The sequence below is a fragment of the Bacteroides sp. RTP21281st1_H5_RTP21281_210402 genome (genome assembly GCF_040918965.1).
Taxonomy (GTDB): Bacteria; Bacteroidota; Bacteroidia; order Bacteroidales; family Bacteroidaceae; genus Bacteroides; species Bacteroides congonensis.
On the sequence record NZ_JBCOWR010000001.1, the window covers coordinates 184,301 to 209,191 of the forward strand.

Consider the following 24,891-nt stretch of genomic DNA (forward strand, 5'->3'; position numbering starts at 1 on the left):
TTTCATTATAGCATATTCTTATTAGCTCATGGCATATCCATAAAAGTCTTTCCCTCTATGATTGGCTATTTCAATGTTTTGTCCGGTGAATACACAAGTCCTTCTAACGCTTTCTGTCCGTCAGGAGTAACAAAAACAGCGGTAAACATCCATTTCACCAACCGGACTTCGGGAGAAGTGAACTTTCCTACCGGCAATTTCATAAATACTTTATTCCATCCTTTTTGCAGACGGACTTCCAAAGGGGGACGCACTACACAGTTCTCGTTACCCAAAGTGATTTCATTACTTTTAGTCCGGTGGGTGGCTGTCCATACGGGCGGCAACACTTCCTGTTCATTTATCCAAATGCGGCTTTCTTTATAATCCCATTTTCCCTGTAAAGGGGGAAGGTCGGCTTCCGAACGGCTGTAATTCTGGAATTCCACCCACAGGCCGGCTGTCTGTTCTTTCGGTGAATAGACATAGGTGTAAGCATAGGCTGTATGGTTCTCTTCCGGTTCTTTATAGAATCCGGGAACAAGCATACCCCATACATGGCGCAAGTAAATGCCGGCACCAATGGCGGGACGTACATTGTATGTCTTTCCTTCATAAGTGTAACTATCCTGCAAGGATTCTTCCGGCGGGAAAGTCTTTGTCAAATCTCCCCCATTCGGAAATGCGTCCGTAATATTCCATTTCACATTTGTCTGACGGACATACGCAAACGGATAACCGGCAAAGGTGTGTTCCTTATGCCACAACAGACGACGTTCAAAATCAGCAAAATTCTTGAATAGCTCCGACTGTCCGTCAGTAGGAAGTATTGTGCCGTTCTTGTCAAAATATTCAGTTCCGCCACCTTTCCAGGCACGTTCTGCCACAGCCAGCATATTGGGATAAAAATTATTTTCGATAATCATATCCCATTCGGAATCAATCAGCCTGTCGTTCCAGATAGCCAGAATCGTTCCTGCCAGGTCGTCGCTTCCCTGTTCCTTATTATATATACGGCTGTTGTACAATGCGACAATATCACCGAATGTATCAAAATGGTTCAGATAATGAAAACGTGAATCAATGGCGGGAATACCTTCCTGCGCTTTCCCGCGGTAGCTCCAGAGCTGGGTCATATCAATTTCTCCGGGTTTATAATGCCAGCCCGGATTCCATGAGATTACTTTCTTGCCTTTGGAACGTACATAGGACACCATTTCTGGTACGAAACGGGGGTTGGTAAACTGCACTTCATCCGTGCCGATATGCAAATAAGGCACGTCAAACGTTTCGCACACTTCGTCCAGCAGAAGTTTCAGGATTTTCATTCCTTCGGGACTTTGCATGTCGTGACGGAAGGTGCGTATAAAGGCTGCACTGTGTCCGGGCATATCAATTTCTGGAATCAACGTCATGTGATGCGCCTTACAGAAAGCGACCAGTTCTTTGGCTTCTTCCAGCGTGTAATATTTACCGGGCATGCGGGTGGTGTTCGCGCTATCATTAAGCATCGGGAAAATCTTGCTTTCCAGTCGCCAGGACTGATTCTCGGTCAGATGCCAGTGGAAGACGTTGATTTTGAATTTTGCGAGTACGGCGATTTCACGTTTGAGTTCTTCCAATGAAATGTAACTCCGCCCTACGTCCTGCATGAATCCGCGGACACGGAAAGCAGGCCAGTCAATGATTTCAGCTCCTTGAATCTGTGTTTTTGAGTTCTTTTTCTCTGCCAGTTGCCTTAAAGTCTGCATAGCCCAATAAACGCCCCGTTCGGTCACAGCCTCAACGGTTATCCGTTTCCTGGTTACATTCAGGCGGTAAGCCTCATCCCGGTTCATCGGTATTTCAGGTAGAGAAGGCAGTAGTTTCACCTCGATGACGGCAGTTGCCTTTGGTGAGACTATTCCACCCATTTCTGCGATAAAGGCTTCCCACTCCTGTTGAAGCACAGGAGTGGAAAGCATCACCTTATTCACTTGAAAGTTTATATGAGAGGGGGTAAACTTTTGTGGCTGGGGGAGCAGGTGGTAATCACCTGCTTTTGCCACTGAAAGTGTGTATAAGTTAATTGTAAAATATATGAATAGTATTAATTTGTTTTTCATGATTACAGGTCGAGTGTGTCTCTATTTTATTATATCCTTTAACGGGACAGCCTGGAAAGTCATGTGGGCTACACTACTCTCATACAGTATGCCGACTGTCTCCTTATCAATCATAGTCAGACAAGAATATCCCCATCCTTCACCTTCATCGAGCATCACCTGATGTTCGGGCAACCATGTGACACCGCCATCCAGACTTGCTTTGATGGTGATATGATGGCGGCCTTTCACCGTATTCGGGTTGGAGAATAAAAGAATATCCTTGTTTAGTGCATTGTCTTTGGCTTTTACGCTAATCAGGCTTGCCATACATACCGGCTCCTGCAATGCTTTGCGCGAAGAAGGGTGTTCTGTCCACGTCTTGCCCAAATCCTTGGTGGTAGCAACAGCACGGCTGCCGCCACGATTATCCCTCATGTTCAGCATCAATACGCCCGGCTCTACTTCCGCCACTTGTGCTTCAGTCGTATTTGTACGTGCGTAGTTATGTATTTTCCATGTTTCGCCACGGTCTTTGCTATACATGATTCCCGCATTCGGAACACGGGTAGAGTCGATAAACTGAATCGGGAATACCAGTGTGCCGTCCTGCATTGTGATACCACGTCCCGGCCCTTGCAGAAGAAAATACCAGGAAGGGTCTTTCACCTGTTCTGTGATATTGATAGGCTTTGACCACGTTTTACCGTCGTCCGTACTCTTTGACAGCACCAACTGGGCCGTATGATTCATATCCATTCCCGGATAAGAGCTCCACCAGGCACGCTGATTACCCATCCCATGTGTCCAGGCTGCTACCACCCATGCCGTATTGGTCTTGGTATCCACCAGAATAGAAGGGTCACCAACACCGTTCTGAGCAGCAGGTAAATCGCCGGTCTCACCGAAAGCCAGAGGCAAACGCATTTTCTCCCATGTTTTACCACCGTCTATGCTGCGGCTCAGACCAACATCTACATGCTCCTGCAAATCGACACTACTATTGTAACGTACATCATATACTCCCAGCAAAGTTCCCTTGTTGGTAGTTGCCAGTCCCGGAATACGGAAAGCAGCCGAGCCGTCGTCACCGGCATGGCGCACGCCTACTCCTACCCTATGAGCTATATTTTCCGGTGAAACCGTATGCATAAGGGCGGCTTTACCATCTACTTTCACAGTAGCAATCTTAGCCGAAACCTTATCCAGCAAAGAAGCATCCGGCTTCATCTGCAAACTAATCCAAAAATAGTTGATTCCGGGGAAAAGCTTCTGATTGGCTTTCAAGGTAACTTTCTGTTTCGGATTGTCCACTTGCGACTTATTAATCGAATAAGAAGGATTGGCCGCCAATGTCTTTCCCGGCGTATAACTGGAAACATAGGACACAGGAGCAAAAAGATTCTTGCCATAGTTCTGACGGGCTTCCGTACCACTATAATATAACTTGACGGATTTTATGTCTGACAAATTCACATCTTTGCCGAAATTTAAAACCACTTCATCCAAAGCACGACTCTCTTTTGCGTTCATACGCAACATAAACAACACATTGTCTTGTCGTTCAATCAAAACAGGAATCTGAGTTTCACGCACAAATACAGTATCCGATGCAACTGACTGCAAGGTTCCGCAGACACATAAAAAAAGGATAGACGATAATAAAAGTAGTTTTCTTTTCATGGTATTATTAATTGTTTGGGCACAAAGATATAAATTTATCATATCTCTCGCAAATAATTAAATATTTTATTATATACAAGAATATTAATAAATTCGCCTCAACATACTGTTTCCCCCTTCAAAAGAAAGGAAAAGATAAAAAGCAAGATAAGCAAATCAGTACCTATCCTGCTTTTTATCACAATGTACTAACCTTATTCCGACTGCTGCTTATAAGTGGCATATCCCGGTGTCTGATAAATCAGCGGGTCATTGCCCAGCAAAGTGACATCTACCGGCCAAAGCACTTTATGAGCTTCTGTCTCTTCGTCCAGTACGGGCTGGTCTGTTCCTATGCTCCCTTCTTTACAGAACACCAGGTGCTTGCCGCCTTTAGTCAAAGTCATGCGACGAAGATCCCACCAGCGTTGTCCTTCCTGAACAAACTCTTTATCCTTTTCATGTAATATAGCCAATTCATTCGTTGTGAAATCTGCATTTTTATAACCATAAGTTGTTTCATCCCAATCGTCTCCATAAGCACGTTCGCGTACCTTATTTATATAAGCGGCAACATCTCCCCCTTGCATGTTTTCAATTTCAGCAAGTGTCAACCATACCCACGGTAAACGATAAATGATGTAATCTCCACAGTATATACGTGCTCCCTGATCATTTACATAACCAATATTCTTGCACACATGCGTGCCAAACAAAGACAACTCGTTGGTAGCCTCATCTTTATTATAAGAAGCGATGAATGTGGCATCCCTACGAGTGTCCTTATCATCAAAACTAGTATAAAGTTCTCTCTTATACTCCAGTTGCTGGCTTCCTGTGTTACCGAGATTCAAGGCATCCAGAAATTTCTCTCCGTTTTCTTTGTATCTGTCTTTCGTACTACCCGTAGCCATGGCATACGTAAAAAGATTATTGCTGTTGGTCGCCTCACCTTCTGCATAACGGACTGCAAATATTATTTCTTTATTACCCTTATTTTTCTTAGCTTCAAACACATTTGCAAAGTTCTCCACGCAGTCAAGCCCATAGTTACTCAGAACATTTAACAAGTGCTTCTTTGCCGTAACCAGATTGCTCTCATCAGCAGCATCGTTGCCGATAGTAACTTTGGATATCCAAAGATACACCTCTCCTATCAGACATTCGGTGGCAGCCTTAGACCAATAGCCTTTCTTATTGTTTCTATTGTTAGGATCAAAAGAAGTGTTGTCCCCAAAACATTCCAACGACTTATTGAGGTCTTTCTTTATCTGATCCATCACCTCTTTCGGAGTAGCACGCCCTAAATATAACTGATTGGGGTCAATCACGCCTTCCACCACATCTGCCGTCAGACGCAAAGGCACTCCGCCATACGTGCGGTAGAGGTCAAAGTAATAAAAGGCCCTCAATCCATAAGCTTGTCCCAGATAATAACCTTTCTTTGCCTCATCAATATAAGTGGCTTCCGTCACACGGGCAATGAAAAGATTGATATTGGTGAGACGGCCGAAAATATCACCAAACTTAGAGACGCCGGTATGTGCTTCATCAAAATTCTGCAACTTGATGTCGCCATAGAGCATACCCATACCGTCCGAACTGGTACCTGCGGTAATCAAGCTTCCGCCGCGTGCTTCTCCCCATAAAAAAGTATGCTGGAATGCCGCATCACGAAGATGCTTATGAATGCCATCCATGTATCCTATCACGTGCGCTTCGGTTTTCCAATACGAACCGCTTCCATAGTAATCAATAGGAGAAAGATCTAACTTGTCGGCACATGATGTCCCTACCCCTCCCGCAACAGCTGCAAACAGTATAGCAGATAGTATATTTAATTTTTTCATAAATTCTTTCTTTTTAGAGTTAGTTACTTAAAACGTCACATTCAATCCGAACAACAGAGTCCGTGGTAAAGCATAGCCCGAACCGGCACTGGAAACCTCGGGAGTCGCCACGTTGGCAGAAGTTATATACCCCAGATTCTGTCCGGTAATAGATACGTCTACTTTCTGGCAGAATACTTTCTTAGCCCAAAGTTCGGGAAGAGAGTAAGTGAGAGATATCTCACGGATAGCCAGATAATTGCCCTTATAAGCAAACATTGTAGAGTTACGGGCATAGTTTGCGTTCGTCAAAACATCCGCATAGGCATAACGCGGGTATTTTGCACCCGGATTATCTTCCGACCACGTATCATATACATCTTTTGTGGTATTATAAGTACCCTGCGCACAAGCGAGGAATATCTCCGGAGTGGTATGGTCGTAAATCCAATAGTCCAAAGCAAAATCGAAACGTCCGTAAAGCTGTAAGTTTTTCCAACGCAGGGTAGTATTGAAACCGCCTGTCCAATGAGGGGTGGTATTCCCCAATTCTACCTGGTCGTACTGGTCGATCACCCTGTCGCCATTGATATCTTTCCACTTCATATCACCGGGCATAATAGGCAAAGCATTCTTTTGTTCGGCTTTTGTCAGCTTTTTCCAAGCATCGGGGCCATAGAGTTTTTTACCGAAGTAATTGCCGGATGTGATTACCAAATCACCGGGGATTTCATCCCAACTACGATATACGCCTTCCGATTGGTAGACCACCATAGTGCCGGGTTCCATACCAACCTGCGTACCACCAACCCAACGTTTTACGTATTCAATCTCACCATTCTCTTTCGTTATCTTTTCTCCCGTATAGATTTGCTGTCCACCCTGACGGTTGCGCTCCAAACCATTGTCCGGCAAAGAAATCACCTTATTCTTGTTGTAGGAAATATTGCCGGACATACTCCATTTCCAGTCTTTCGTATCAATAATCTTGCCGGAAAGTTCTATCTCCAAACCTCTGTTACGAAATTCTCCATTGTTATTTTTTATAGAAGAAAAGCCCGTTGTTGAAGGCAGGCTGAAGTCTGCGTACTTATCAGAAGTCAAGCGGTTATAGAAAGTGAAGTTGGCATTCAACCGATTGTCAAAGAAGCTCAGGTCAAGACCGACTTCGGCAGTTTTCGTCTTTTCCCATCTCAAAGCGGGATTCGGCAAAGAACCTATCAAGAAACCAGTATTGCCATTGTAAACAGCCGAGTTATAAGAACCTTGCAGAGTGTAAGCACCGATTCCCGTTGCATTACCATTCACACCATAACTGGCACGCAACTTACCGAATGAAAGGAAAGGAACGGCATCTTTAACAAACTGCTCTTGCCCGAATATCCAACCAGCGGAAACGCCCGGAAAGAATCCCCAACGGTTATCTCCCAACAAAGAAGAATAACCATCATGACGAAATACTGCCGAAAGCAGATATTTTCCTTTATAATCATAATTCAACCGCCCGAAATAAGACAAGATACGATATTGTTCATGCCATGAGTCGATAGAACGCTTGCCCTCTCCCTTGTCCGTCAATGCCAAATCGGCAAAATCATCTGTCGGGGCGCCGGAGCCTGATGCCGAGAAACCACGTTTCTCATTCGCATAATATTCCATACCCAACATCAGATTTACATTATGGTCTTTAAAGAGTGTTTGCGAATAGTTCAACACAGCATTATATGTCTGGGCAAAATTACGTTCGAACTTGGCAGAAGTGCTACGAGTTTTCGTATAATGATTTGTCAGCATATTATCCAGATAGTCTTTAGTGAAGCTTTCATACAGCCCCTCCGAATAATACCAGTTGGCAGACCCCTTCACAAACAATCCTTTCATAATATCAATCTGGAAAGATTGAATCATGGTAAACTTGTCCGTCTGGTTGAAGTTTGTCCATTTGTCCGGTTGGAAAGCCTGGTTGCCGTCTGCAACATTAGGCCCCAACGTAGGGTTACCTTCTTCATCCTCAAAACGTGAAGTAGGCGGCGTCGACATAATACGTCCGAAGTAATTGCCCTCACTCGTATTGGAACCCGGCATATTTTTCCAGTTTGCACGATTATAATTAAAATTAGAGGTTGTTGTCAGCCAATCGGTCACCTTATAACCTGCGTTCAAAATAAAGCTATACCGTTCATAATAGGTATCAATGGGCAAACCTTCCTGACGATTGTAACCGATACCGGCATAATAAGTTGCCCTATCGCCCCCACCGGACATATTCACATTATAATCCTGCGAGAAAGACGGATTGTTCAAGTTGTAATCTGCCGGATTGATATCCTTATATATAATGGTTTGTGCCGGGTCAAGCGGGTCTATCATTTCTTTCCAACCATGTTGCTGCACCAGATAGGCATTATCTGCGGTTTTACCCATAATATTCCATGCCGACTTGCCCAGTTCGTTTCCAAGACCGAAAGGAGACGCCCCCGTCAGATTGCTCAATGGAGCAATAGAAACATATTCTCCGTCGCTGCAATAATAGCCGGACTTTGAATAAGTAGTACGTAATGCACGGATATATTCTTCTCCATTCAAGAACTCATACGGATTATTAACATAGTTCAATCCCAGTTTGACTTTCAGATTGATTTCACGATGTCCTTTCTTACCGCTTTTTGTAGTAATAAGAATTACACCATTACTTGCACGAGCACCATACAAGGCAGTTGCTCCCGCATCTTTCAGCACTTCCATTGACTCGATGTCTTCAGGATTGATATCACTCAATCCGTCGCGCAACTGCCCGTCAATAATAACCAATGGAGAACCCGACCCGTTGAAATCCGTACCGCCACGAAGGACAATAGTAGGAGTAGCACCCGGACTTCCTGATGACTGCGTCACTTTCAATCCGGCAACCGCGCCCGAGAGCGCCTGAGCCGGATTGGAAAACAAACCGACTTTCAGCGATTCCTCGCTTACTTTAGAAATGGAGTTCGTCACCTTTGTGCGCAACTGCTTGCCCCCATAACCTGTCACGACCACTTCTTCCAACATCTCGGAATCTTCTTTCATTTGAATCTTAAGAGAAGTCCTCCCCTTAAGGTCAACAGTCTGCGCTTGATATCCGATATACGAGATTTTAATCTTTCCACCCGGATTCATGTTCAATACAAATTTACCATCAATGTCAGTAATGATACCATTCGTGGTACCCACCTCGATGACACTCGCTCCAATGATTGGCTCACCTGAAGCATCGCTTACCACACCGGTAATTGTTTTTGTCTGTGCCACAACCCCAATAGAGCAGAAAAGACACAACACAAGCAAAAGGATGTTTTTTTTCATTAGTATTACTTTTAGTTAATAATTAAATATTGGAAATACGTTTACCTAAGTCCGATTAGAACTAATCCCTTAGTAATACCCTATGCCCCTTATGCCAGATTCACCTTTAAAATTTCTATATGAGAAAAAACAGGTTTATAAAATCCATTTATTTTCTACTCTTTTCATATGTAATTCATACTTTGTATCAGCTCTAATTATGAGTTGATATTTTATATTTAATAGCATATATACAAAAATATTTTATTAAATACTTTGTAGATATTAATATTACAAATATATTTGCAGCGTTTTCAAATAACATATAAACAAAAACAAAGAAATTATCTATGAAACAAAAGAAATATTAATTAATAACTTACCTAAGTTCTAATCGAACTTAGGTATTTATCAGAAACCGCCATCCATTAAAACTTATCAAGAAAGCCATTTATACATTAGAAAAACTATGCCTATTAGATTCTTAGAAAGACAAAGCTAATGGGTTCGATTACTCGTATAATGACAACAGCATAAACAGAACCGCATCATTAATATGAGCCAGTAGAAATAAACACCACAAATCTCATATATTACCAACGGTTAGCTACTTGATAATCTAATAGGAATGGTCGTCTTTTTATAGCCCACATATGCAGGCTGAACAGCACACATATGTAAACCATACAGCCCACGTATGCAGGCTCTACAGCACACAACCGTGGGCTATAAACTTAGCGCCACTCAAATCGGGTTATTAAGCCATTATAATCCGCTTTATATGGATTCATTTCAACAAAAACAAGCCATTTTATGCTTTTTCTCCTTCCATTAGACTGTTTTATTAATGATAGATACCCTGTTTTTACTGGAGAAATAATGATAGATACCTTTTGATAAAGGTATCTATCATATGTATTGTTTTAATAATGAGAACAATATAAAAATGAATGATAGTATGATAGATATTTTATTACCCTAGTGACAGATATCACAATCTATTCAAGATGTTTTTTCAACCAAGGAAGTATCAACTCCGACTTAAAATAATGATTGGCCCCGTCCACATTCACCAGTTTATAAAACTCATTCCTATCGAGCCCTTCCGGCAGTGCCTTTATATCTGTCCGACTATGCGGATCAGCGTATTTTGGATAATGATGTATCTCGACATTCTCCAAACGTCCGGTCATCTTATAAGCGGCACGTACTAAATCCAAATCGCGATCCAGTCCGCCTTCCGTTAATATAACAGGACGGGGAGCCAAAGAGGCTACAATATCCGGAAAATTAAATTTACGCCAGAAGTCCGGTATCAAATGGCGGATAGAATTTGGAAAAGGTCGTATACCCGCCTTGTCCGGAGCAGTCATAACCAATGCCCGTTCTTGTGTATGACACAGAAAATCGTTATAAACAAAAGCGTAGATGGATGTATCCAGTGTCCCTAATACCATCAAAGGTTCTGTCCCCAAAGAAAAACCGCTTACAATAATCCGGTCTTTACGGATATAGGACTGCGTTTTCATCCATTGAAGAACTTGCATATCAAGAAATGAAGTATATCCGAGATAGCTCCACCCCAATTCCAACAAGATGCGTGACACTAAATCGTAGTTATAATTCCTTCCGCGGGCATAACGTTCCAAATCAGAAGCTTCACCGGCTGCCGGATTGTCTACGGCTACCGCCACATAACCCGCTTTCGCAAAGTTGCGTGCCATCGTTACTTTAGGATTCAGATAATCATCATTCAGCTTCGGAGCAACTCCCGGCTCTCCCGCCAATCCTTCCTTACTGCCACCTGAACCGGGGATACATAGAATGGCGGGAACCGGTTGCCGCAGAGAATCCGGTATCAGTACTAAAAAGGTAGAGACACACTCGGGCAAAGGATAAAATTCCCATTTCTCCAGTTTGTAACCGTCACGCTGTTTGCTGTACAGCCGTTTAGGGAACGGCATATCTTTCACTTCGGGAAATTTCATAATTTCCTGCATTGACTTCCGTACTTTATGCTGCCATTCACGGAATTCTTCGGCAGTCATATCCGGCTGAAATGCACATTCCGGTTTTATGTTCGCGAGCATTGCATGGACAACTCCATAGGTACTCAGGAATCGTCCGTCTTGTCTTTCTGATTGAATGATAGTATGTTCGCTTCCTGTCACATCAGGAATTTGAGCAAGACTGTTGGCATGCACCAATAGTAATAACAAAACAGCTATTATGTTCTTTTTCATTGTAATGCCTGTATTATAAAAAGTTATTTTATCGTTCCTTATATTGAAAAAGAATCCTTGGCATGATTCTTCAAAAAACATGCCAAGGATTTATGGAAATGAAAAGCGAGTGACTAGTTGACGGTATTGTCTCTCATGCAACGAACACCAAAACCAAATGTACGCTTATTTCCTTTAGGTGTATTACAATTCGTAGCATCGTAATAGAACTGTGCCCCGAAGTCTTTTTTGGTTGCGGCATTACTCCATAAGCTGACACATCCATTACCTGCAGGGGCTACCCGCTGCAATGCTCCGTTATTGATAAAACCGGTACTAGGATAAATAGCCGTTCCGCCATTTGCAAAAGTAACGCCACCCTGTTTCGTTATATCACCTGAAGCACTGGTAGTCACAGCACCTGTTTTATGATTGCCGCCGCTGACTGTCGATGTAAATCCACTCCACACATAAGGATGAGGGACACGATAACCCGGAGGACATGGGTCATAGATTGACTTCGAACCGGTAGAGCCGTCTCCTCCGCCACTATCATACATTGTTGAATTTCCCCATAAATCATAGGCGTCTTCATTCAACCAATTATCTCCCTTAATATATTTCATCGGATATTTGGCTATATCTTCTCTTGAAATCAATGTTGTAACTGTAAAGTCCCAACTTACAACCTCATTATCCTTATCATAAACTGTGGCGTGTGCATTTGCCGCATCATCACTCGGGCCGATAATCGGATCTTTACGTCCCCATTGATAGAACAAACCATGCGAACCTTTAGGATCAGTAGCTGCCGACCACAGTTTGTCATCCGTTGCACCCAAGTTACGATCCATCATCACAGGTGACTGGAAAGCGGGGTATGCGCTGTAATCTGCATGCACAGTATATGTTTGCACTTTAGTGTCCAAATCCACATCTGTAACCCAAATATGCCAACTCCATACAATCGTTCCTGCGTCATCATAAGCGGCAATAACCGCATTACCTGCTTTCAACGCCGTTTCTTCCGAACCGTTCAAGGTAAAATAGATATAATCATTTTTCAGTTTCACACCGGATATCAGGCTTCTTTCGCTTTGCCAAAGAATTGAAGCCGATACAGGAGCTAGCGGCGAAGGAGTGATGCCTTTCTTTGTTTCGTCCCCTTCTACTGCCGGAGTAATTGCTCCATTACCCATAACGGTAGCCTTAAAGCGATATTCCTGCCCTGCCTTTCCTGCCACATAGCAGTTTGCCGTTTCCGTTGCACTCAAATCAATGGATAAGTCTTCCAGAAGTTCGGCAGTCAGATTGTCCAGTTCCAGATTCAATGTGTTAATGCCGCCTGCAAGTATATTGACAGAAGCGATCCTGCCTGTCAGACTAAGGTCGTCCTCCCCTGCTTTTTCAATCGCTACTTTTACGTTACATTGTTTCGCTGACAAGTCCATAGGATTCATAGACATATATCCGTGAAAAATTTCGTTCGCAACGAGTACCGGAGCATTGTCTACTCTCAACTCTATTCTTGAAGAACCGTCGGCGATGGCAAACTGGCCGGTAGTAAGGTCAAATTTATAATCACCCGCCAAAGCGATGCCATCCTCCGTAGAAAACTCGATGGACTTCACTTTCCAACCGACATACTTAGCCGATGTCTTGCAACTGATGTCTAAATATCCCAAAGCATGCCTAAAGGTCATCGGAACAGCAGTTTCCACTTCGGCAGACTTAGCCGTCGCATACATCAAGGCAGTGTTCGTCAGATGAGCGTTTGATGTGCCCGACTGTAATTGTGAGTTGCTCAAAACTCCGGCAACCGCTTTCGCTGACGTATTATCCTTATTATAAGGAGTGTAAGCATAGAAAGTGTGCTCTCCCATTTCTTTGCCCCACACTACCTGTGTGTAAAACATTCCCTCAACCTGTCCCACATAAGGAGCTGCAACTCCCACGGCAAGATTGATTGTTTTTGTCTGCTCGCAAAAGAAACCAATTTTACTATCTGCCGCCCAAACCGTCTTGTTATCACCCAACTGTGACTGGCAACCGAGGAAGATCTGATTTCCTCCCGCCGGACGCGTAAAATCTGTCTGGGCATAGTCATCGTCACTGCATGCAGTGGCAAGAAACGCTGCACAAAGTCCTAAGACCGGAAATATATATTGTTTTTTCATCTTTGTATGATTTAATTTTTAATGAATGATATGAATCCGACAGGCAGATCAGTAACCCGGTGTCTGCTGTACCAACGGGTCTTTCGACATTACCGAAGCGTCGACAGGCCACAACAAGTGCTTCTCAATCAGGTCGCCCGATACACTGGTCTGGAGAGCCTTGGCCAATTCTCCATCCTTCATGCGGCGAATATCATACCAACGTTTACCTTCGCCGACAAACTCCTTGGAGCGTTCTTCCAGAATTGCATCTTCCGCCGTTTCGCCTTCACGGGGATATTTATTGGCAGCATAAGCGGAACCGTATGCACGCTCACGGACACTATTGATGTAAGCGGCAGGATCACCTCCCTGCAATGCCACGATTTCAGCCAGCAGCAACTGCAAATCCGCATAGCGGTAGACAGGCCAGTCGTTCGTAAACTTGCGTATGTCATTGTCCAGTTCACCTTTATATTTATTCAAGAGTATGGCTGCCGCTCCGCCGTCTACCTTATATACATCAAAGAAAGTGGCGCTACGACGGATATCGTTTTCACTGAACGTATCAAAAAATTCTTTCGCATACTGATAGTTGGATGCCGTACCATTCAGTTTCAATGGGTTCACATTGTCACCTTTGTACTCTACACCGTCCGCATTTTCAAAACCGACCAAATTGGTATTGGTAGGATACATGAACTTGCTGAAGAAATTTTCTTTCTCATTCAGCATATAGCGGATAACGAATATCATTTCTTTGTTATCTTTCTTCGTTACATCAAAAACGTCCTCAAAACTGTTCTTAGAAGCAAAGCCGTACTTGCCACAATCAATGATATCCTGCAATGCCTGTTTGGCTGCCGCAAGATCGGACGATATGTTTTTTGAATAGACGCTTGCACCGCCAATAGGTTTCACCTTACACCCCCACAAAAGGATTTCGGCTTTCAGCATCTTTGTGGCCGCTTTGCTCCAATAAGAACTCTTGTCTGTGGAAGGGATGGTAAATGCGTCACCTGCAAAATAATCGTCTGATGCCTTGATGTCTCTTACAAGGAAATCATAGACTTCTTCTTCCGTAGCCCGCGGCTGATTCAAGTCGGAAGGGGTAAAACTTCCGTCCATCACACGTGCGGTTTCAATCAAAGGAACTCCACCATAGGTACGGAACAGGTGGAAGTAATAAAAACTTCTTAATCCGTGCAGTACTCCCAGATAATAGTTCTTTTCTGTTTCATTCAGGGCAGAACTGCCGGGAACGGACTGGATGGCATGATTTATCTGCATGATGTCCATATAGAAATTACCCCAGTTACCTATTACATAATTAGCCACAGTGAGATTGTTTGTCACAGCCGGAACGTCACTGATAGTCTGATTGAACAAAGAAGAGTTGGAGCCGTAAAAAGTCCCGCCTCTCAGTTCACCCATCTTGAACAGCACTTCCTGACGCTCGCGGACACGATAATGCAAACCACGGACAAAGCGTTCCGCCTGATCTTTGGTAGTCCAGTAATTACTGATACCATAGGAGTCTACCGGACTCAAGTCCAAATAATCGCAAGACTGCATGGCTCCTATCAACAATACTAATAATGCATATTTTATCTTTTTCATAATACTATCTTCTTTATGATTTTAGAACACAACCTTTAATCCCATCAGAACTGTCTTCGGCAAAGCATATCCACCCTTGTTGCTACTGGTGGTTCCATACTCGGGAGTATAGAGACGATTGTCCGTTATGTAGAATAAATTCTGTCCGGTAAGCGTCACCGTCACTTTATCCATGAGGGCTTTCTTAGTCCACTGCGAAGGTAAATCGTAGCTCAAGGAAATCTCACGGGCACACAGGTATGAAGCATCTTCCCAAAACAATGAAGTGTTGCGGGTATAGTTCTTTTTAAAGTTAGTGTCGTTAGTCATCAATACCGGAAGTTCCGCACCCGGATTATCTTCTGTCCATGTCTTTTTAGCCAAATCCGGGACATTAAAGTGACCGGAAGTGATACCCATGAAATATTGATAACCGCTATTCCACTTCTTGTATCCCAACGCATAGTCGAATCGGGCAAACAAGGTCAGCCCTTTCCACGTAACGGATGTATTGAAACCACCCATCCATTTTGGAATTTCATTACCAAGCTTCACCTGATCGTACGTGTCGATAGTTCCGTCACCATTCACATCGTACCAGACAGCATCACCTGGAGCTAACTGCTGCGCATTTTTCCGCTGTTCAACCGTCAACTGTGCATAAGCCGCCGGGCCGTATACCGGCTTGGAAGGAATCTTGTCTACATAGTAAGCATAGTTTGCCAAATCGGATTCGTCACGCACAACGCCCATCATTTTGAAACCGTAGATATCACCGTAAGATTGTCCTTCCTGCATTCCACCTTTCCATACGGTTTCATTACTACCTTTGCCTTTATAAACTTCCGTTCCGCCCTGACGGTTGTTCTCGTTACCGTTGTCGGGCAATTTCAGGATTTTGGATTTCACGAAAGTGATATTGGCACCTACATTCCATTTAAAGTCCTTGCGGTCAAAAATACGGTAATTGACTTCAAGCTCCATACCCTGACTACGCACGGCGCCGTTGTTTGTCGTCATTGAGCCTACGCCGGATGAAGAAGCCAAAGGTACATTGGCAATCAGGTCAGTAGTTTTCTTGTTGAAGTAACCTACTGTCAGATCTACTTTATTAAATAATCCCAACTCTATGGCAGTATCAAAAGAGGTGGTTTTCTCCCAACGCAGTCCGGGATATGCAATATCGTCAATCAACTGGCCGTAGATGCCGTTATAGTTACCGGCAGTTCCATAACTGCCTTGTAGTTCGTACAGTCCGATACCATTCACGTTACCATTCTGCCCGTATCCCATACGTACTTTCATGTTGGAAAATATATCCAGGTATTTCTCCATGAATTCCTCACGATATACGTTCCATGCGGCACTGACACCGGGGAAAAATCCCCAACGGTTGTCCACCAGTTTGGAGTAACCGTCGTAACGTCCGGAGAAAGAGAAAAGATACTTGCTCTTATAGTCGTAAGTAGCATTCAGGAAACCGGACATGATGCGCTCCTGTGTGTGAGTGGTAGACATGTTACGGGTGGATTTTCCGTTTGCGTCCAACGGGGCAGTGAACTGCAATCCGATAAAGTCATCGGAAGTAGCTCCCTGACCTGATGCCGAGAGTCCGTAGTTGTATTTGTCTATCATTTCAAAACCACCGACTGCACTGACACTGTGTTCACCGAATGATGCATTGTAATTAAGAATGGCGTTGTAAGTCTGATCCAGTTTACGTGCATAAGTAGCAGAAGCTTTGCGGTTAGAATTCAACTTACCGGGAGCGGTAGGCAACTCTTTATCAAAAGATTCTGTTTCCTTCATCCAAAGATACCACATGCCGCTCAGTTTCAGGCTCAGTCCTTTCATCAAATCCACTTGGAAAGAAGTTCCCAGCGTAGTCTTGTAAGCCGTATTTCTGCGATAGTAGTAGTTCTTCATCTCATTCCAGTTGGCATTTTGGGTATTATTGAGTAGTGTGATAACCGTTCCGTCCAGATTAGCTCCTTTGAAAGTAGGCGGAGCAGCAGCTACCACGCTCCAGAAATTAGCGTCGCTCATGTAGTTGGGATTAGTTTCCGAACGTGAGAAATTCACGAAACCGGAAGCTTTCAGCCAGCTCTTAATCTTATATTCACCGTTCAGGTTGAAAGACAAACGTTGGTATCCCGACTCCAATGGAAAACCTGTTTCATCATAATACCCGATACTTGAGTAGTATTTGCCTTTATCGTTTCCGCCGGAGAAAGAGACATTATAATCCTGCGTCCAAGCATCCTGCGTATTCAACTTCATAAAATCAGTTTCCTTGAACAATAGATAATTGTCTGATGCTGGATCTTTCATCGATTGCCAACCATAATCCAAAAGATATTTGTTCTTATCCGTCAGAATAGAGGTACTATAGATACCGTTGCTGCTTTTATTTCCGTCGGCAGTGATGTCATTTCCTGTACCCCATCCGTTCACAAGATTCATGTCATCTCCACTGCGTTTTGCCGCCATACGTTCCCAATACAGATAATCGCGGGCATTCATAAAATCGTAGTTGTCGCGGGCAAAACCTTTACCGATATTTACGTTCAATGTTACGGTTGTTTTCCCCACATGACCGCTTTTTGTGGTCACCAAAACTACGCCGTTATTGGCACGTGCACCATAAAGCGCTGTCGCAGCAGCATCTTTCAAGACTTCGATAGATTCAATATCGTTACTGTTGATGTCGTTCATATCGTCTTTCTGCACACCATCAATAATATACAACGGACTACCACTACCATTCAAGGAAGCTCCCGCACGCACTTGAATGGAAGGCCCTGCTCCCGGCTGACCGGAAGTCTGCGTAACACGTACACCAGTAACCGTACCCGCCAAAGCTGTCAGCGGATTAGAACGTACACCTTTCTCCAGAACTTCGGAAGAGACTTTGGAAATAGCCGCTGTCAGCTTATCTTTAGTAACGGTTTTGCCATAACCTGTGACTATGACTTCCTGCAAACCTATAGCATCATCTTTCATCACTACCATAATATTCTTACGTCCATCCACATGAATATTCTGCTGAACATAACCTATGTATGAAAAAGCAAGAACTGATTTACTCTTTGTCAATGTTAACGTATATTTTCCATCCAAATCAGTAATGGCACCATTTGATGTGCCTACTTCCAATACCGAGACACCAATCAAAGGCTCTCCTGTAACATCTTTCACAACACCACTTACCGTCTGCCCGACTTGTGCATACATGCTACCAATGGAGCAAAGCATGGCCACTACCACGAATATTACTTCTCGGCAGTACTTTAAATGTATTTTTCTCATATTAAAAGAGGTTATTTAGTAGATAATATAAATAATTCCAATCTCATCCATCCGGCGGGACGAGTCGATAGTTTTTGGAATCCCGGTTCATTACCGAGTTCGGCAACAATAGCCATATCACCATCAGGCAGAAGTGCCATACATGTGTATCCTGCCGCTTTGTCATAAAGCACCATATGGTCTGCCGGCTCGAATGTATGCGAATGGCCACCAAAGAATTTGGCCTTAGCCAAGTATAGTATACCACGGTCATCATGAGCACCCGTTTCGGTAATCCCTTTCGGTCCACAATAATACAACCAGTCATCCTTTACGATAACACTTCCTGCACAACCATTAGCAGGAGTGGGTAATGCTGTCGGATCATAGTCTGAGAAAGAAGGCCACTTGGCTCCACCATCTGTACTTACATAATTCTGGCGATATCCTTTATAACGGATATTTCCAATCAAAGCACCGTCAGGAGCTTCCGTAACTGTCCATTCACCGGACTTGTTAGGCTGTCCGGTTTCCCATGTCACTCCGTTGTCATCCGACCACATGGCCGTATTTCCACCGTTTGAAACAGTACCGGCATCTTCATTTACCTTGAATGTGCGTATGGGAACAATCAACCGGTTCTTATATTGCTCACTTGACGTCATTTGCACTCCGGAGCCGGGACCGAAGCTACCAATCATTCTTGTCGCACCGCTAAAAATACCAATTTCCACCTCGTCTGTGAGATCTTTTCTTGTCCAATTTAATCCGTCATCTTCCGAAGTGTACATGATAGCTCTATTATTATAGCCTTGTTTGGCAGACTCCTTGCCTACAGCATCCCACAGAGAAGTAAACAAAAAGATTTTCCCCGTAACTTGGTCGACTACAACAGTCGGGTCCATATATGACAACTTTGATGAAGTAGCTTGACTGGTTAAATTCTTTTCAGTCCATGTTGCCCCTTTATCGGTACTACGCTTCATCAGAATATCCGTCCGGCCAGCTTTGTCTTGCCAAGTTCCATAACGAGCTTCACAAAATACGAGTATACTACCTTTCTTCGTAACCGCAATGGCAGGGACACGATACGAAATGTCATTGCTTGCTTTTGAATTGAATACGGTTATTGTTGGAGAAGTTATCTCCCATATCGGTTCTGAATCAGGATCAGGGTTAGGCTCAGGATTAGGGTTCACGACTTCATCCGGATAGGGCACCGGACTAAAGTCATTAACGTTGTCATCCGAGCAGGCAATAATAGTAAGCAAACTCAGAATATAACAAAACGTATTAAATATATTTTTCATAAATAAAAAAATTAAAGATTAATAACAGGCACTAAAATTAAATCCAACTTCATCCAATCAGCCGGACGCTTAAGAGGTTTCGTATCAGGTAATGATTTACGAGTAAACGACTGAGTATCTGCCGTTTCAAAGATTATAGCCATTCGTCCGTCCGGTAAGAAAGACATACAGCTATATCCGGAAGCTTTATCATATAGCAGTAACCCATTATCCCATTTCCTTCCACCATCCTCACTTTTATATAAAGTAAGTTTTGCACGTTCATCATATTCGGATGTCTCCGGTATTCCTTGTATCCCCGAGAAATAAAGCGTTTTGCCCTTTCCCAATACACTTGCCTGACATCCTTTAGATACACCTGGCAAAGCAGGTTCCTTTACAGCCTTACTCCATGTATCTCCCCCATCTACACTGAATGACACCATTCGTGCTTTGGGAACACGGGCATTATAAACCAAGACTCCGGCAGGTGACTCTGCAATCTGAAATTCATCATCATTATCACCATTGCCACCCATATTCCATGTTTTACCATGATTATCGGAATAAATAGCTACATCATGGGCTTTCTCACCAGTGACTTCAGATACACGAGCCGGTAAAATCAGTCTTCCTCTATATTTTTCACCCACCATTTGCAGACCGGCTCCCGGCCCAAAACCATAAATACGACATCCTTTCGGCATTAACGTATCAGTCACGTCAACAGGAGCAGCCCATGTACAACCATTGTCATCTGAAGTCAGCAAGACTGCCCGATTTTTGGCACCTGTGTGATCATCTGCCGGCCAAAAAGTGGTAAAAAGGAAAATTCTGCCGGTAACTGAATCTAAAAGAGGAGTCGGATCCATATAAGCACCGGTGATTCCCTGAGTCAAATCTTGCATAACTGACCATGTCCGCCCATTATCCGTACTGCGTTTCACTACTATATCCGTACGGCTTTTATCCTTCCAACTTTCTCTACGTGCTTCGCAAAATACAAGTAAAGAGCCGTCTTTCGCTGTCAATAATGATGGAATACGGTAACTATTCACATTATCATCTCCTGCTGAAAACACGGTATATTTAGGAAACTCCGGGAAAATATTTTTTGCACCGGACTGCGCTTCTCCTTTCATACAAGAAAAGAAAAGCATAAGTCCCGCAAATAATATGTTCTTCATAATACACATAGTAATAGTTCTAGATTTTATCAGAAAAGTTACATATTACTTCACAAAAGCTCCCTGCAAAGCATATAACTACGAATCATCATGCGAGGTATATGGAAAGGCCCTTTAAAGAGATTTCCCTTAGCTGGTTGTGCCACAGTACCATCACGGTGAAGATAACCATACCATTCTCCATATTCCTTATCAGGAAAATGAGCATATGTCCAGTCACTGATTTGTTTATGCATCTGAATATATTTCTCATCCCCTGTGGCCTGATAGGCATATAAAGTGGCAATAATAGCTTCTGTTTGCGGCCACCAGAATTTCATATCCTGAGAATAGTCCTGAGCCGGAAGATTACGGCAATCACGGAAATTGATTATACCGCCGAACTCTTTATCCCATCCCCATTCCCAAGACCAGTCGAGAATCTGAAGAGCCAATTGCAGTAAATCCTTATCCCAATTGCGATATTTAGCTTCTTCCATAATGAACCACGCGGTTTCAATACAGTGACCCGGATTTATGACACGTCCGTTACATGTATCGATAAATTCACCATCAGGTCCTACCATTTCAAGTAAAGCCTTAAACTCCGGATGGATAAAATACTTACGCAAGGCGGAAATCGAAGCATCTATCTGCTCTGTCAACACCGGATCGTCAATAACCATCCGGATACGAGAAGCTGTATTAATCAAGATCATCGTTATAGAATGCCCTCTTGAAGACATAGCCGGCAAATATTTAGGTTCAAGCATTCCCGGAGTATCCAGGAAATGCTGTGTACGCTTGAAGATTTCCAATGCTTTCTCAGCATATTCCTTTTCACCGGTTGCCAATGAATATTCAGCCATTGCTATTGCCGCAAAACCTTCTGAAAACACATAACGGCGCTTACGCAACGGGACTCCATCTTCTGTGACTTCAAAGAACATATGTCCATCCGTATCAAAGCAATGCGCTTCGATGAAATCGATACAACTCTTGGATGCCGCCAACCATTGGGGATTTTTCTCTATATTATTATATGCATATGCAGCTATAAACCCGAAACGTCCCTGAAACCAGACAGATTTCGTTGTATCCATCAAACTACCATCCCGATTAACGCATGTATACACCCCTCCATGTTCTTTATCCAGCCCGTACTTCATCCAGAACGGCATAATATTATTTATTATATCGTCTTTATAGGATATGGCCCACTTATTCAAATATTCTGCTGTATTCATGCTATGCGTTTTTAAAGTTTATTGCATCGGTCAAAAAAATGAATTGCCTCAAGTTCCGTTTTCATTTGAGCTTCTTCCTCATCTGTCATATTCTGGAAAGGAGTACGGTTCTTGCCTAAATCAAGTCCTATCAATTTCATTATGCGTTTTCCGCCAACAATATTCCCACGGAAATGGCAGATCACATTTATTACTTCCTGTGAGAAGTTCTGACGTTCACGGGCTGTTTCGATATCACCTGCCTCCCATGCTTTGATGATGCCAACCAGTTCTTTACCATTATAATTGGTTGTTCCGCCGATACCGCCCTGAGCACCACCCATAGCCAGACAAGGAAGAATTGTTTCATCCTGTCCATGCAACATATCATATTTTCCGTTTTTATATAAACGGCATTGGTTGTATTCATACATGCTCTCAAAAGTATATTTAATACCTGCAAAGTTAGGAACACGTCCGTCTACCGCTTCCAGTAATTTAACCATTGGCAGAAAAGCACCGTTGAATGCCGGAATATGATAATAATAGAAGGGAAGTTCGGGCGCACCGGATGCTATCTCTTCAATATATTTCACCAATTCTTCAATACGGCCAATCTTCGGAAAAGGAGGAGCCATAGCACCAATTCCCCATGCGCCTATTTTTTGTGCATGTTCAGCCAACATACGGCTGGCCTTTACACAGCAACTACCGACGTGCACGATAACTTTAAAGCCTTCGGGAGCGACAGCAACCCAACGCTCTGCCAATAACATACGTTCTTCTTCAGTCAACATATAACCTTCACCGGAAGAACCATTGATAAACACTCCTTGGAGTCCGTTCTTTACCAACATCTTGGCATATGCTTCAATAGGTTCCAAATTCACTTCACCATTCTCGTAAAAAGGAGTAAACGGTGCATCGATAAGTCCTTTAATTCGTTCCATCATTTTATTTTTTATAAAGTTATTATATTCTTAATCTACCATATTATCTGTCTTCGGTCTTAAGAAATAGATTTGAAGTACCAATGCTACAGCTACCACGATACTCAGCATTGCAAATCCCTGTCCTAAACTTCCTCCGTCTGTCCACTTTCCAAGAACTTCTGTCACGGCAGCTCCCGCAAACACACCGGTCATATTCATAATTCCATAAGCCGTTGCACGATGTTTTGCTGATACAAACTGGCATAGAATAGGCATATTATTTGCGTCAAAGATTCCAAAACCAATACCAAAAAGCAATCCCGCTCCAATCACACTAACAAAACTATGTCCAAACCCAAGCAGGAGCAGAGCCGGTATAGTCATACCCAAACCGATGGCTCCGGTATAAACACGCCCGCGAATATTTTTTTGCACCCAACGGTCAGATAAGATTCCCCCTAAAATAACACCGATAAAAGAAGACACGGCAATTGTTATAGTAGATATCGGTCCCGCTTCGGACATAGGAATATTCAAGCTATCCGCAAACAAAGTCGGAAGCCAATTCTTTGTTGCCCACCCCGGAAGACTGGGAGCCGCAAAATAGAAAAGAATAATCCAAAATGCCCAATTAGTAAACAGCAGGGAAAGTCCACTTATAATGGAAGGTTTCTTCTCTTCAGGAGCATTATCTATTTTTTTGATAGATATATTATGAATAGGATTTTCTTTCAAAAACAATATAAGTACCAAAGAATAAGCAATACCTACAATGCCAAACCAATGAAAAGTAGCCTGCCAGGAAAAAGCGGCAGCAGCCGTAGCCCCAAAACCACCGATAGCCTGCCCGACATACAACCCTGTCATATGAACTCCTACAGCTAAAGAGCGGGATTTTCCCTCATGCCAGTCAGCAATCAACGATAAAGCCGAAGGAATATACAACGCTTCACTGACTCCCATGACAGCACGCAACCAGTAAAGCTCGTGAAAGTTATGAGCATACCCCATTAAAAAAGTAACCGCTGACCAGACAAAAAGACTACCGACCACCAGCCATTTACGATTTACCCTATCGGCGATAATTCCCGCAACAGGACTCATAAAACCATATATCCATAAAAATATAGCCATTAAAGCTCCAAAAGCTTCAGCTTTGTTCAACTCTACGATATCTACTTTCATAGCTTCCTGCATCGTAGAAAGCATCTGACGATCCATATAATTAAGTAACGCTACTATCCATAGCAGACCGACAACCACCCATGGGTAAATACTTTTGTTTTTCATATAAAGTAATTTTTTATGTTTCACTCGTATTAAATCATTGCAAACATAATACTATTTTTATTTTTATCCAAACATTTAATTAAATATTTTATTATATATCCGTTGATTTATAAAACACGCAAGAAGATATAATGCTTTATATATATCAAAAGGCAGCATCTCATTTATAAGAGATACCACCTTTTCCATGTTATTTTCGATACTACAAAATAAAAACAATAACAATTTATAGCCGTACTTTAGCTATCAATTTACGTATCTTGCCATGACCAATAATCGGGGCATGGGGATCTTCCGGATACACTATTACAAATTGTCCCGGAAGCAGATTAACATAAGTAGTCGGAGTATCTGAATATAAGGCGCACTCGTCCTCTTTAGAATATGCCTTAATCTCTTTTTGTAAGTCCTCCAAGGCTTTCCAACCAATTGTTTCCGCACCTTCCAACAAGATATGCACATCAATATAGTCATGATGTAATTCTAAAACTTGCTTATCAGGAGATACACATTCCGGATTTACATTATTGATAAACAAATTCTCACCATCAATCTCAATACGCCCCAAATCCGTATGAAGCAAATCATGGGTTTTCACATAATCAAACAAGGGCTTGAACAAAGGGTGGAGCCCTTCGATACGCTGACTGTTTTGCAGATTAGATACGATCATATTTTTCCTTTCATTTATAATTAAATAATAGAAGGGCAAATATAAAAGAAATATTTAATATAATGGATGTTATTAATAAAATTATTCAATATATAGATTCTTGATTTATATATTATTCATTTTAATACAATATTCAGGAAGAGGGATAAATAAAGCATCTACTAAATTCAAATCA

The 24,891-nt window shown here is 42.8% G+C and carries 14 protein-coding genes; all 14 read right to left on the bottom strand.

All coding sequences use genetic code 11. From position 1 onward, the window contains the following. Nucleotides 1–65 precede the first annotated feature (65 nt). The 14 genes from AB5443_RS00730 to AB5443_RS00795 all read right to left on the bottom strand — a co-directional run bounded on the left by AB5443_RS00730 (nucleotide 66) and on the right by AB5443_RS00795 (nucleotide 24,716). Nucleotides 66–2,084, bottom strand: coding sequence for a family 20 glycosylhydrolase (locus tag AB5443_RS00730; RefSeq protein WP_368113034.1), 2,019 nt, complete (start codon nucleotides 2,082–2,084; stop codon nucleotides 66–68). Nucleotides 2,085–2,105: 21 nt separating this feature from the next. Beyond that, nucleotides 2,106–3,746, bottom strand: a complete 1,641-nt coding sequence (locus AB5443_RS00735; RefSeq protein ID WP_368113035.1) for a BNR-repeat neuraminidase N-terminal domain-containing protein — start codon at nucleotides 3,744–3,746, stop codon at nucleotides 2,106–2,108. A 194-nt stretch (nucleotides 3,747–3,940) separates the two neighbouring features. Continuing rightward, nucleotides 3,941–5,575 (bottom strand): RagB/SusD family nutrient uptake outer membrane protein, encoded by a 1,635-nt coding sequence (locus AB5443_RS00740; RefSeq protein ID WP_368113036.1) that lies wholly within the window; start codon nucleotides 5,573–5,575, stop codon nucleotides 3,941–3,943. Between the two features lie 27 nt (nucleotides 5,576–5,602). Then, the gene (locus AB5443_RS00745) at nucleotides 5,603–8,896 is read right to left on the bottom strand and encodes a TonB-dependent receptor (protein WP_333700608.1); all 3,294 of its coding nucleotides are present in this window, start codon (nucleotides 8,894–8,896) and stop codon (nucleotides 5,603–5,605) included. A gap of 977 nt (nucleotides 8,897–9,873) precedes the next feature. Next, nucleotides 9,874–11,118, bottom strand: coding sequence for an alpha/beta hydrolase family protein (locus AB5443_RS00750; RefSeq protein WP_288360096.1), 1,245 nt, complete (start codon nucleotides 11,116–11,118; stop codon nucleotides 9,874–9,876). 113 nt (nucleotides 11,119–11,231) lie between these two features. After that, entirely contained in the window at nucleotides 11,232–13,274 is a 2,043-nt protein-coding gene (locus AB5443_RS00755) for a fimbrillin family protein (RefSeq protein WP_368113037.1), read from the bottom strand. 48 nt (nucleotides 13,275–13,322) lie between these two features. Continuing rightward, nucleotides 13,323–14,873 carry a RagB/SusD family nutrient uptake outer membrane protein gene (locus tag AB5443_RS00760; protein WP_368113038.1) on the bottom strand — a complete coding sequence of 517 codons (1,551 nt, stop codon included), beginning with the start codon at nucleotides 14,871–14,873 and terminating at the stop codon, nucleotides 13,323–13,325. A gap of 21 nt (nucleotides 14,874–14,894) precedes the next feature. Next, nucleotides 14,895–18,161: a TonB-dependent receptor gene (locus AB5443_RS00765; RefSeq protein ID WP_277130553.1), complete on the bottom strand. Its 3,267-nt coding sequence runs from the start codon at nucleotides 18,159–18,161 to the stop codon at nucleotides 14,895–14,897. Nucleotides 18,162–18,172: 11 nt separating this feature from the next. Beyond that, entirely contained in the window at nucleotides 18,173–19,450 is a 1,278-nt protein-coding gene (locus tag AB5443_RS00770; protein ID WP_073348367.1) for a sialidase family protein, read from the bottom strand. Between the two features lie 11 nt (nucleotides 19,451–19,461). Continuing rightward, on the bottom strand, nucleotides 19,462–20,616 hold the full coding sequence (locus AB5443_RS00775; protein ID WP_277130557.1) for an exo-alpha-sialidase: 1,155 nt from the start codon (nucleotides 20,614–20,616) through the stop codon (nucleotides 19,462–19,464). A 50-nt stretch (nucleotides 20,617–20,666) separates the two neighbouring features. Further along, the gene (locus tag AB5443_RS00780) at nucleotides 20,667–21,842 is read right to left on the bottom strand and encodes an AGE family epimerase/isomerase (RefSeq protein WP_277130559.1); all 1,176 of its coding nucleotides are present in this window, start codon (nucleotides 21,840–21,842) and stop codon (nucleotides 20,667–20,669) included. Between the two features lie 11 nt (nucleotides 21,843–21,853). Next, nucleotides 21,854–22,771: a dihydrodipicolinate synthase family protein gene (locus tag AB5443_RS00785; protein ID WP_044654222.1), complete on the bottom strand. Its 918-nt coding sequence runs from the start codon at nucleotides 22,769–22,771 to the stop codon at nucleotides 21,854–21,856. A 30-nt stretch (nucleotides 22,772–22,801) separates the two neighbouring features. Then, on the bottom strand, nucleotides 22,802–24,043 hold the full coding sequence (locus tag AB5443_RS00790) for an MFS transporter (RefSeq protein WP_022139738.1): 1,242 nt from the start codon (nucleotides 24,041–24,043) through the stop codon (nucleotides 22,802–22,804). A 226-nt stretch (nucleotides 24,044–24,269) separates the two neighbouring features. Next, nucleotides 24,270–24,716: a YhcH/YjgK/YiaL family protein gene (locus AB5443_RS00795; protein ID WP_195662455.1), complete on the bottom strand. Its 447-nt coding sequence runs from the start codon at nucleotides 24,714–24,716 to the stop codon at nucleotides 24,270–24,272. Between the last annotated feature and the right edge of the window lie 175 nt (nucleotides 24,717–24,891).

What these genes read in the sequence shown, in the direction of transcription:
- AB5443_RS00765 (WP_277130553.1), bottom strand. Translation starts at nt 18,161, where the DNA reads ATGAGAAAAATACATTTAAAGTACTGCCGAGAAGTAATATTCGTGGTA.
- AB5443_RS00790 (WP_022139738.1), bottom strand. Translation starts at nt 24,043, where the DNA reads ATGAAAAACAAAAGTATTTACCCATGGGTGGTTGTCGGTCTGCTATGG.
- AB5443_RS00755 (WP_368113037.1), bottom strand. Translation starts at nt 13,274, where the DNA reads ATGAAAAAACAATATATATTTCCGGTCTTAGGACTTTGTGCAGCGTTT.
- AB5443_RS00770 (WP_073348367.1), bottom strand. Translation starts at nt 19,450, where the DNA reads ATGAAAAATATATTTAATACGTTTTGTTATATTCTGAGTTTGCTTACT.
- AB5443_RS00735 (WP_368113035.1), bottom strand. Translation starts at nt 3,746, where the DNA reads ATGAAAAGAAAACTACTTTTATTATCGTCTATCCTTTTTTTATGTGTC.
- AB5443_RS00730 (WP_368113034.1), bottom strand. Translation starts at nt 2,084, where the DNA reads ATGAAAAACAAATTAATACTATTCATATATTTTACAATTAACTTATAC.
- AB5443_RS00750 (WP_288360096.1), bottom strand. Translation starts at nt 11,118, where the DNA reads ATGAAAAAGAACATAATAGCTGTTTTGTTATTACTATTGGTGCATGCC.
- AB5443_RS00795 (WP_195662455.1), bottom strand. Translation starts at nt 24,716, where the DNA reads ATGATCGTATCTAATCTGCAAAACAGTCAGCGTATCGAAGGGCTCCAC.
- AB5443_RS00760 (WP_368113038.1), bottom strand. Translation starts at nt 14,873, where the DNA reads ATGAAAAAGATAAAATATGCATTATTAGTATTGTTGATAGGAGCCATG.
- AB5443_RS00775 (WP_277130557.1), bottom strand. Translation starts at nt 20,616, where the DNA reads ATGAAGAACATATTATTTGCGGGACTTATGCTTTTCTTTTCTTGTATG.
- AB5443_RS00785 (WP_044654222.1), bottom strand. Translation starts at nt 22,771, where the DNA reads ATGGAACGAATTAAAGGACTTATCGATGCACCGTTTACTCCTTTTTAC.
- AB5443_RS00745 (WP_333700608.1), bottom strand. Translation starts at nt 8,896, where the DNA reads ATGAAAAAAAACATCCTTTTGCTTGTGTTGTGTCTTTTCTGCTCTATT.
- AB5443_RS00740 (WP_368113036.1), bottom strand. Translation starts at nt 5,575, where the DNA reads ATGAAAAAATTAAATATACTATCTGCTATACTGTTTGCAGCTGTTGCG.
- AB5443_RS00780 (WP_277130559.1), bottom strand. Translation starts at nt 21,842, where the DNA reads ATGAATACAGCAGAATATTTGAATAAGTGGGCCATATCCTATAAAGAC.